Origin of the sequence: Nakamurella sp. (genome assembly GCF_048594475.1) — a bacterium.
Taxonomy (GTDB): Bacteria; Actinomycetota; Actinomycetes; order Mycobacteriales; family Nakamurellaceae; genus Nakamurella.
Window position 1 is genome coordinate 1 of record NZ_JBMDXT010000517.1, and the last position, 10,029, is coordinate 10,029.

At 75.3% G+C, this 10,029-nt stretch carries 9 protein-coding genes; 2 read left to right on the plus strand and 7 right to left on the minus strand.

Going from position 1 to position 10,029, the window contains the following annotated elements:
* The 4 genes from ACOJUF_RS23340 to ACOJUF_RS23355 all read right to left on the minus strand — a co-directional run.
* Window positions 1–740: TerD family protein (locus tag ACOJUF_RS23340; RefSeq protein ID WP_420124201.1), on the minus strand; the 740-nt coding region annotated here is incomplete at its 3' end.
* Window positions 741–900: 160 nt separating this feature from the next.
* On the minus strand, window positions 901–2,685 hold the full coding sequence (locus tag ACOJUF_RS23345) for a helix-turn-helix domain-containing protein (protein WP_420124208.1): 1,785 nt from the start codon (window positions 2,683–2,685) through the stop codon (window positions 901–903).
* A gap of 89 nt (window positions 2,686–2,774) precedes the next feature.
* The gene (locus ACOJUF_RS23350) at window positions 2,775–3,560 is read right to left on the minus strand and encodes a 3-hydroxybutyrate dehydrogenase (RefSeq protein WP_420124202.1); all 786 of its coding nucleotides are present in this window, start codon (window positions 3,558–3,560) and stop codon (window positions 2,775–2,777) included.
* Between the two features lie 90 nt (window positions 3,561–3,650).
* A complete protein-coding gene (locus tag ACOJUF_RS23355; RefSeq protein WP_420124203.1) occupies window positions 3,651–5,414 on the minus strand; it encodes a hypothetical protein in 1,764 nt (587 codons plus the stop codon).
* Between the two features lie 190 nt (window positions 5,415–5,604).
* On the opposite strand from ACOJUF_RS23355, the gene ACOJUF_RS23360 reads away from it, so the two are divergent.
* Both ACOJUF_RS23360 and ACOJUF_RS23365 read left to right on the plus strand, forming a co-directional pair.
* Window positions 5,605–5,892, plus strand: coding sequence for a GlsB/YeaQ/YmgE family stress response membrane protein (locus ACOJUF_RS23360; protein WP_420124204.1), 288 nt, complete (start codon window positions 5,605–5,607; stop codon window positions 5,890–5,892).
* Between the two features lie 251 nt (window positions 5,893–6,143).
* On the plus strand, window positions 6,144–6,680 hold the full coding sequence (locus ACOJUF_RS23365) for a peptidase (RefSeq protein ID WP_420124205.1): 537 nt from the start codon (window positions 6,144–6,146) through the stop codon (window positions 6,678–6,680).
* A 13-nt stretch (window positions 6,681–6,693) separates the two neighbouring features.
* Here the strand turns inward: ACOJUF_RS23365 and ACOJUF_RS23370 are convergent, their stop codons facing one another.
* From ACOJUF_RS23370 to murG, 3 genes are read right to left on the minus strand one after another with little or no spacing between them, the layout of a single operon-like run.
* On the minus strand, window positions 6,694–7,452 hold the full coding sequence (locus ACOJUF_RS23370; RefSeq protein WP_420124206.1) for a cell division protein FtsQ/DivIB: 759 nt from the start codon (window positions 7,450–7,452) through the stop codon (window positions 6,694–6,696).
* Window positions 7,449–8,861, minus strand: coding sequence for a UDP-N-acetylmuramate--L-alanine ligase (murC, locus tag ACOJUF_RS23375; RefSeq protein WP_420124207.1), 1,413 nt, complete (start codon window positions 8,859–8,861; stop codon window positions 7,449–7,451). Before murC ends, ACOJUF_RS23370 begins: the two co-directional genes overlap by 4 nt.
* Complete coding sequence (gene murG, locus ACOJUF_RS23380) at window positions 8,858–9,997, minus strand: undecaprenyldiphospho-muramoylpentapeptide beta-N-acetylglucosaminyltransferase (RefSeq protein WP_420124209.1); 1,140 nt, start codon at window positions 9,995–9,997, stop codon at window positions 8,858–8,860. Before murG ends, murC begins: the two co-directional genes overlap by 4 nt.
* Window positions 9,998–10,029: the final 32 nt, after the last annotated feature.

Here is a 10,029-nt window from a genome sequence, read left to right on the forward strand (position 1 = left end):
GGCGCGGGCCCGGTCCCGGCGGGAGCCGGCGGTGGCGGTGCCGGTGCGGCCGGCGGGGCCGGCGGTGTGGGTGGGGCCGGCGGTGCCGGTGGGGCCGGCGGTGCCGGTGGTGCTGACCAGGGCGCCGGTTCCGGCGCAGTCGTGACCGGCCCGGTCGTCGCCGGTCCCTCGCCGGCTCGATCCCGGGCCGGCCCGTTCGGAGCCGGCGACCCACCGGTGGCGCCACCCGGCGGGTCGACCACGATGCCGTAGTCGGTGGCCAGTCCGGCCAGCCCGATGTCGTAGCCCTGGCTGACGGCCCGCAGTTTCCACGCCCCCTGGCGGCGGTAGACCTCGGCGAGAACCATGGCCGCTTCGTTGCTCTCACCGACCACGATGGCGTGGTGGAGCTGCTCGTCGGAGTCGAGGTCGGTGACGACGAGCTCGAGCCGCTGGTAGCGGCCGATCCCGCCGGAGTCGACCGAGGCGGCCACGATCACCCGGTCCACGTCCGGCTCCACGGTCGCCAGATCCATCTCGACCCGGGAGCCGGCCGCCGCCGGGCCCAGCCGGACCGCGCCGGAGGGATGGGTGGACTGGTTGTAAAAGACGAAGTCCGGCTCGCCGCGGACCCGTCCGCGATCGTCGAGCAGCAGGGCCGACAGATCGACGCCGCCCTGTGGTGTGGTGACCAGGCGGAAGGCCAGCCGGGTCCGCGACAGCATGACGTTCTGACCCTTGGTCAACAGACCGCTCGACATGGTTCCCCCGATTCGCGCGCGGCCCCCGAGCCGCACTCAACCGCCCACATCATGGCCGACGACCGGGCCGATGACCACTCGACCATGATCAACCCTCGCCCGGCCCGGCACCGGCCGCCGCCGCCGGGCTCCCGCCCGCGGTGGACGGCAACGCGAGCCGTCAGGCGCCCGGCAGGAGCTTGCGCAACTGCAGGGCGAGCTGCAACTGCAGGGCCCGCTCGGGGGCGGACCAGTCGTCTCCGAGCAGGGTCGCGACGCGGGACAGGCGCTGCCCCACGGTGTTCGGGTGGACGTGCAGGGTCGCCGCGGTCCGGCCGAGGTGACCGCCCTGGCCGAACCAGGCGTCCAGGGTGGCGGCCAGGTCCGACCCGCGGGCGGCGTCGTACTCGGCCACCGGGCCGAGGACGTCCTGCACGAACTGGCGGCCGGAGTCCCCGGCGGACAGCAGGACGCCGATGAAGCCGAGGTCGGCGGTGGTGGCCCCCTGGCCCTCGCGGCCGAGCGCGAGCATCGCGGCCAGCGCCTGACGGGCGGAACGGTGGGCCCGGCCCAGCTCGGCGACCCGCGACGGGCCGACCGCGACCCGCTCCCCCGCCGCGGTGACCGGACCGCCCAGGACCCGGGCCAGCGCGGTGACGGCCTCCCGGGCCGCGGCACCGGGGTCGGTGCCCGGCACGAGCAGCACCACGTGCCCGTCCACCCGCGCGGACAAGCCGCGCCGGCGACCGGCGTAGAAGGCGGCGGCCTGCTCGGAGTCGACCCGGTGCCGCGGCACCGCGCAGGCCAGCACGACCAGGTCGCCGGTCAGGTCGGCGTCCAGATCGACCGCTCGGGCGCGGATCTCGTCGATCTCGGTGACCGAGCCGGTGAGCATGTCCTCCAGCAGGTCGCGCCGGCCGCGGTTGGCGATCTCGGCCAGGTGCCGGTTGAACAGCAGCAGCAGCGCGGTCACCACGGCGCCGCGTTCCAGCACGCGCAGATCGGCCGGCCGGGCCTGGTCCGCCCGGGTCAGCACCAGCCGGCCGAGCAACTCGGACCCGGTGGCCACCGGCACGCTGGACTGATTGGCGGCCAACGGGTTCGACATCTCGGCCGGGCCCTGCAGCTCGACGGTGCCACCGAGCACGTCGGCCAGTTCCGCCGCCACCTCGGCCACGCCACCGCCCCGGAGGACCAGTTCGGCCAGCCGGTCGTGGGCGATGACGGCCAGTTCGATGTCCTGGCTCTGCTCGCGCAGCGAGGCGTTCGCCTGCTCGAGGCTGATCAACGCCGATCGCGTCTCGGCCAGCAGCCGGGCATTGTCCAGCGCGACCGCGGCGTGCGCGGCCAGCGAGGACAGCAGCGCGACCTCGTCGCGGGAGAACGCGCGCCGGCGCCGGTCGGCCGCGAACAGCACGCCGATCACCTGGGCGCCGAGCTTGAGCGGCACCCCCAGGATCGAGACCAGACCCTCGGAGTGCACGGCGGAGTCGATGGTGCCCAGGTGCCGGAACCGGTGGTCGTTGAAGTAGTCGGCCGACGCGATCGGCACCCCCTGCTGGGCGACCAGCCCGCCCAGGCCGCCGCCCAGCGGCAGGCGCACGGCCTGGAACTCGGCCGACACCGACCCGTCCGTGACCCGCATGTAGGTGTCGCCGCGCTCGTCGTCGTTCAGGCACAGGTAGGCGATGTCGCGGCCGAGCAGCGTCCGGGCCCGGCGCACGATGGCCACCAGCACCTCGTCCACGCTGTTCAGCGCGGCCAGGTCGGACGCCGTCTGGAACAGCGCGGCCAGCTCGGCCTCCCGGCGCCGGTGGGCCTGCAGCTGCTCCCGGACGCCGAGCGCGACCTGCTTGGCCCGCTCCAGCGCGTCGATCTCGACGGGCGGCCGGCCCGCCGTCCGGGCATCGACGACCGGCCGCTCGAACTCGACCGCCGAGGCGTCCCGGGCGAGCAGGTCCAGCAGGTGGGCGACCCCGTCGGCGGCCGCGAGCGGCCGGTCCGCAACGTCGGGCCCGGCCGGGTCGACGGCGGTGCCGGCCGGGCGCGGCGGGGTCAGCGGGCGCCCCAGCCGCCGTCGAGCACGATCTGCGAGCCGGTCATCGACGCGCTGGCGGGCGAGCAGAGGAAGGCGGCGGCGGCGGCCACCTCGGCCGGCTCGATCAGCCGCTTGACCGGCGAGGACGTCAGGATGACCTTGGCCAGCACCTCGTCCTCGGGCAGGCCGTGCACGGCCGCCTGGTCGGCGATCTGCTTCTCCACCAGCGGGGTGCGCACGTAGCCGGGATTGATGCAGTTGCTGGTGACGCCCTTGCCCGCCCCCTCAAGGGCGATGACCTTGCTCAGGCCCTCCAGCCCGTGCTTGGCGGTGACGTAGGCGGACTTGTACGGGCTGGCCCGCCGGCCGTGCGCCGATGAGATGTTGACGATGCGGCCCCAGCCGCGCTCGTACATGCCCGGCAGCACCGCCCGGGTGAGCACGAACGGCGCGGTGAGCATGATCTTCAGGATCGTCTCGAACGTCCCGATCGGGAAGTCCTCGATCCGCTCCACGTGCTGGATCCCGGCGTTGTTGACCAGGATGTCGACGGTGGGCGCGACCGCCGCGATCGCGTCGGGCAGGGCGGCCGTGTCGGACAGGTCGAGCACCAGCGGGGTGGCGCCCAGGTCGGCGCACACCTTGCCCAGGCGCTCCTCGTCGCGGTCGACGGCGACCACCGCGGCACCGTCCTGCACGAACTGCTCGGCGATCGCGCGGCCGATGCCGCTGGCGGCGCCGGTGATCAGGGCGGTGCGGCCGGACAGCGACCGGGACGGCTGATTCGGGGACGGCTGTGTCATACGGGCGAGCGTAGGCCGCGGTCCGGGCGGCAGCTATGGAGGCCCGGCACATCCCGCCGGGCCGGCAGTGTGCAGGATGCACACCCCCGATCAGCCACCGGCCAGCGGCACCGCCCCGAACCGCACATCCCCGCCCGCCCCGGTGACCCGGTAGACCAGCACCCGGCGCCCGGTGGCGGGCGGCAGCACGAGCTGGGTCGGACCGGTGAATCCGGCCGCCTCGCCGGTCGGCACGGTGCCGTCCAGCGTGTACCGGACCTGCGCGTCGGCGGGCACGTCCACGGTGACGCTGCCCGTCGCCGGCGGCGCGCCCACCGCGGTCACCCCGGCCGGCGCCACCGGCGTGGGCCGCCGCGGGTCGAGCACCCAGCCGTCCGCGACCAGGTACAGGGTGAACGGGGCGAAGAAGCCGAAGCGGTCGGCCAGCGTCAGGAACCCGGCGACGTCGATGCGGCCGGCCACGAAATGGTCGACGACGGTGCCGGTGGCCCGGTCGGTCCACGGGATGGCGCGGCGGAACGATCGGGCCACCACCGGGGAGGCGACCCCGTCCGGATCGATCGCGACGAACGACACCACGGCGTCGGCGTCGATCGTGACGGACGCGCCGGCGGTCCAGCGCTGCCCGTCCAGCGAGTGGTAGAGCACCGCGACCGGGCTCGAGGTCGTCGCGGTGACCAGCAGGGTGTCCGGGAACGGCTCGGTGCCGTCGGGGACGACGGTGACCTCCACCGGAGAGCCGCCGACCCGGTAGGCGGCCCGCCGGGGGGCCGCGCCCGGCGCCGTCGCGGTGACCTCCCAGGCGCCCGGATCGGTCAGGGTCAGCCCGCCGCCCGATCGGACAGTCGCGGTCAGCGTCTGCTCGACGGCGCGGTCGAGGAAGCCGCCCGCGAACCGGGTGACCACCCGCTCGGCGGTCAGCCGGACGTCGACGTCCGGGTCCACCGTGACCGTGACCGCGACGCCGGGCGGCTGGGCGCCGGACCCGGGGTGCAGGCTCAGCGCGACCGGCGGCCCCGGCGGGACGGAGTTGAGCAGCGGCCGGAAATCGTCGAAGACGGCCTGGCTCTCCTTGATCGCCTGGTGGCCCCGGGTGCCCGCGCCCAGGTCGTAGGACCGGTTGACCGCACCATCGAGCCGGCCGGTGCCGGGCTGCTGCGCGTCGACGAAGTCGCCGGCCGCGGTGCCGCAGAAGTAGGTGATGGTGTGGGGCACCGGCCCGCCGGTCGGCGGGTCACCCGGGCCGAAGGGCGTCTCGCCGCCGCCGCCGGCGGTCTCGGCCAGCAGCTCGCGCATGAACTCACCGCCGGTGGCCCACTCCCCGACCGATCCGGCGCCCAGCCCGTGGAACGCGCCGGCCAGGGCGACGAACGTGCCCAGCCGGGACCAGGCCGGCGGCCGGTCCCAGACGATCGGCGCGGCCTGCGGCGCCAGCCCGCGGGCCAGGGCGTAGGTCAGGGTGCAGCCCAGCGAGTGCGCGATGACGTCGACCACCTCGACCCCCAGGTAGGCGCAGACGGCCTCCAGGTAGCGCCGCAGGTCCTCGACGTTGTCGGTGTGTGGGGTGAACAGGTCGACCGCACCGGCGCCCAGGTAGCTCGGCGCCCAGACGAGCTCGTCGGCGTAGCCGGCGGCCAGCAGGAACCGCCGCTGGTCCAGCAGATCCCACGGCCGGACGTCGGCCGCCCCGCCGTTGCCGTGCACGAGCAGCACCGGCGCCCGGCCCAGCCGGACGACGGCCGCCCGGTGCGCGGTCCGGTCGGCGCCCGGGTTGCCGCCGAACCCGCCGATCGGCGATCCGGCGCCGGGGCCGCCGGCGTCGACCGGTACGGGGAAGTCGGCGGGGTAGGTCACCGGGCCAGTCTGCGTCATGGGTCCGACACCGCCCGCCGGCCGGCCCGGTGGCACGCGCCCGCTCGGCAACGGGCCGGCAACGGCCGGACAACGGCCCGGCAACGCGGGTTTGACCCCCGCCCCGGTGGTGAACCTGGGGACCGTGACGGGCCACCCCTCCCGTCACCCGCCCACCCACTCGGAGGACAGCATGACCATCACCGGCATCATCTCGGCCATCGTCATCGGCGCGATCATCGGCGCACTCGGCCGGCTCCTGCTGCCGGGCAAGCAGAACCTGCCGATCTGGTTGACCATCGTCGTCGGCATCGTGGCGGCCCTGGTCGGCACGTTCCTGGCCCGGGCCCTCGGCATCCCGACCAACACCAGCGGGATCGACTGGCTCGAACTGCTCGTCCAGCTGATCGTCGCGGTGATCGCCGTCGGGCTGGTCGCCGGCATGTACAGCCGGCGCACCGGGGTCCGCGGATCCCGCTGACGCACCCGCGTCGGTGCCGGGGATACACGGTGTGATCCCCGGCACCGAAGCGGCACCCCGTTCACTCTTTCGCAACACCCCGGCGACGCGCCGCGCGCGTCACGACCGCCGCACGCCGCCATCGGGACCGGGCCGTCATACCCCCGTGACCTGCGCGTCATCTCGAAAGCCCTTAGCACTCAGAGGGTCTTGTGTGCTAACAGGCGTGTGATTCACGATGGGCCATCCGGTGGACGGGAGGCGGCGAGCAGATGACGGTCGAACGCGACGGCGTGTCGGTGGAGGTGGCGCCCTTCCACGCGGAGGGCCTGCTCAGCGGGTTCCTGGTGTCCGGCCGGTGGCCGGCCAACACGATCGAATGGGCCAAGTTCCTGCTGCTGGCCGTTCGGGTGGCCAGCGTCCCCGGAATGTTGCCGACCAGCACCGTCTTCCGGGTCCGGGAGGAACTGCCGGACGAGCCGATGCCGGGCACCGTCGGGCTGGTCATCGCCGAAGGCCCGGTGGTCGGCGACAACGCCGTTCTCCCCGGGCAGTTCGCCGAGCACCAGCCGCCCGGCCTGATCGTGCTGCACCCGCCGAACGAGATCCGGCCCTCCCTGCCCGAGCAGGACGAGGTGGCGTCCGGATGCGTCCTGCTGCCGGGCATCCCGCACCTGGGCCTGGACCACCGCGCCGCCTGGGTCGAGGCCGACCATCACGGGAACATCACCAGCATGGTCAGCCGGGCCGGGATCAACCCCTACGACGACGCCGACACCGCGGTGCTGGCCCTGTTCCTCGCCGCCTGACCGGCCCGTCCGCTCAGCGGACGGTGACCAGCGTGGGATCGGAGACGTCGTACTCGGTGCCGTCCCGCGCGGCCAGCAGGGCCGGCAGCATCTGCATCTTCTGCGCCGACTGCGTCGGCTCGCCCCAGATGATCTTCTTCCGGTCGACCAGGGTCAGCTCGATGTCGAACTCGGTGCGCGCGGACAGCTCCGCGACCTGCGAGCGGAAGTCCGGGGTGAGCGCCTGCACCACCTGCAGGGCGGCTCTGGTCGCCGGGTCGGACCGGCCCGGCGCGGCGAGTTGCACGGTCACCAGGCCGGCCGGCGCCGACGGGACGGTGAGGTAGGGATCGCCGTCGGCGTCCAGCAGCCACAGCTGGCCGTTGGCCGAGGTCACCGCGATCGGCACCCGGGGGGTGACGGTGATCGCCAGGGTATGCGGCCATTCGCGGGCGACCTCGACGTCGGCGATCTGCGGCCCCGTCGGCGCGGCGGCGGCCACCGCGTCCTGGTCGACCCGGGCCAGCGGGGTGCCGGTCGCGGCCGGCACCGCCGCCCGCACCTGGGCGGTGACCGCGTCGTCCGCCCCCGAGATCGTCACCGACGTGACCGCCAGCAGCGGGCTGAAGAACACCGCGTACACCGCGCCGGCGACCAGCACCACCACCGTGCCCAGGGCGACGATCCACGGCCCGCGGCGCCGCGTGGCCGGGACGGGAGCGGACCCGCCGCCGCGGCGGGGGGTCCGGGCGGCCCGCACCCCGGTGGCCTCGTTCTCGGTCGTCGCGCTCATGCCGGCGCTGCTCCTTCCGGGTCCCCGCCCGGCCCGGCCAGCCGGGCCAGCAGCTGCGGGCCGATCGCGGTGACGTCACCGGCGCCCATGGTGATGACCAGGTCGCCGGGCCGGAGCAGACCGGCGACGGCGTCGGCGGCGGACGCCCGGTCCGGGTGGTAGAGCACGGCCGTCCGGTCCCGGACGGCAGCGGCGACCAGTTCGCCGGTCACCCCCGGCTGCGGGTCCTCCCGCGCGCCGTAGACGTCCAGCACGACGACCAGGTCGGCCGTGGCCAGCGCGGTGCCGAACTCGGCGGCGAACGTCGCCGTCCGGGAGTACAGGTGCGGCTGGAACACCACCACCAGCCGGCCGTCGCCGGCGACCCCGCGGGCGGCGCCGAGCTGGGCGGCCACCTCCGTCGGGTGGTGGGCGTAGTCGTCGTAGACCACCACCCCACCGGCGGTGCCCTTGCGCTCGAACCGGCGGCGCACCCCGGTGTAGCCGGCCAACCCCCGGGCCAACGGCTCCGGGTCGACGCCCAGCTCGACCCCGGCGGCCAGCGCCGCGGTCGCGTTGAGCAGCATGTGCTCGCCGGGCACCGTGAGCCGCAGCGGGACCTCCCGGCCGTCGGCCAGCACGACGGTGTCGCCGGCCAACCGCACCGTCGCCGCGGTCGACCGCCCGTACCGGATCACCCGGCGCAGCGCGACGCGGTCGGCCAGCGCGGCCGTCCCCGGGTCGTCGGCGCAGACGACCAGGAACCCGCCGGGCTCGATCCGGTCGACGAACTGATCGAACACCGCGGTGTAGGCGGCCGCCGTGCCGTGGTGGTCCAGGTGATCGGGCTCCAGGTTGGTGATCACCGCGCCGTGCGGGCCGAACGACAGGAACGACCCGTCCGACTCGTCGGCCTCGGCGACGAACACGTCCCCACGACCGTGGTGGGCGCCCAGCCCGGAACCGGTCAGCTCGCCACCGATCGCGAACGACGGGTCGAGCCCGGCCTCCTGCAGAGCCACGGTGAGCATCGAGGTGGTGGAGGTCTTGCCGTGGGTGCCGGCCACGCACACCGAGCGGCGGCCGGTCATCAGCGCGGCCAGGGCGTCGGCCCGGCGCACCACCGGGATGCCGGCGGCGCGGGCGGCCAGGACCTCAGGATTGTCCGGCCGGACCGCGGTGGACACCACGACGGCGGTCGGGCCGCCGGGCAGCAGCTCGAGGTTGGCCGCCGCGTGCCCCACGGCGGTCCGGACACCGCGGGCGGCCAGCCCGGCCAGCACGGCGGAGTCGCGGGCGTCGGACCCGGAGACGGCGAAGCCGCGGTCCGCCAGGATGCGGGCGATGCCGCTCATCCCGGCCCCGCCGACGCCGACCAGATGGGCGCGCCGCAGCGACGCGCCGAGCTGGGTGGTGGGCGCGTCGGTCACGACCGGCCTCCCGCGACCGCGTCGACGACCATGGCGGCGACCCGCTCGTCGGCCCGCTGGGTGGCCAGCCCGGCCGCGGCGGCGGTCATGCCGTCCCGCACGATCCCGTCGATCACCAGTGGCAGCACCTGCTCGGTCACCGCCGCCCGGTCCAGGGCGGCGTCCTCGATGACGACCGCCGATCCGGCCGCCACCTGCGCGGCGGCGTTGAGCCGCTGCTCGCCGTTGCCGTGCGGCAGCGGCACGTAGACGGCCGGCAGACCGACGGCCGCGATCTCGGCGACCGTCATCGCACCGGAGCGGGCCAGCACGAGATCGGCCGCCGAGTAGGCCAGATCCATCCGGTCCAGGTACGGCACGGTCACGTAGGCCGGCCCCGGCGGCAGCGGCGGCACCGTGACGGTGTTCTTGCGCCCGTGCGCGTGCAGCACGCCGACCCCCGCCCCGACCAGGTCCGCGGCCGCGTCGGCGACCGCCGCGTTGATCCGCTGGGCGCCCTGCGACCCGCCGAAGACCAGCAGCGTGGGGGCGTCCGGGTCCAGCCCGAAGAACTCCCGGGCCTGGGCCCGCAGCGCAGGCCGGTCCAGCTCCGACAGCGCCCGGCGCACCGGGTTGCCCACGACGGTCGCCCCGGGCAGCCCGGTGCCCGCGACCGCGGCCGCGACCGCGGTCGCCCACCGAGCGCCGATCTTGTTGGCCAGGCCCGCGGTCGCGTTGGCCTCGTGGATGACCACCGGCACCCGCTTGCGCGCCGCCAGGTAGGCGGGCAGCGCCACGTACCCGCCGAAGCCCACGACGACGTCGACGTGCCGCTCCGCCATCACCGCCCGGGTCGCCTTGACCGCCCGCCGCATCCGGGTCGGCAGGGTCAGCAGATCCGTCGACGGCTTGCGGGGCAGCGGCACCGCCGGGATCAGCCGCAGCTCGTAGCCGCGGGCGGGAACCAGGGTGGTCTCCAACCCGCGGTCGGTGCCCAGCGCGGTGATCGTGACGGACGGGTCGGCGGCGACCAGGGCGTCGGCCACCGCGAGCGCCGGTTCGACGTGCCCGGCCGTCCCGCCACCGGCCAGCAGAACGCTAATGCCCACGCCGGCCGCTCCGGGGATCGGCGGGCGGCGGCGCGGACCGCCGGGGATCGGGTCGGGTCCGGGCGGCGCGGGTCGGAGCG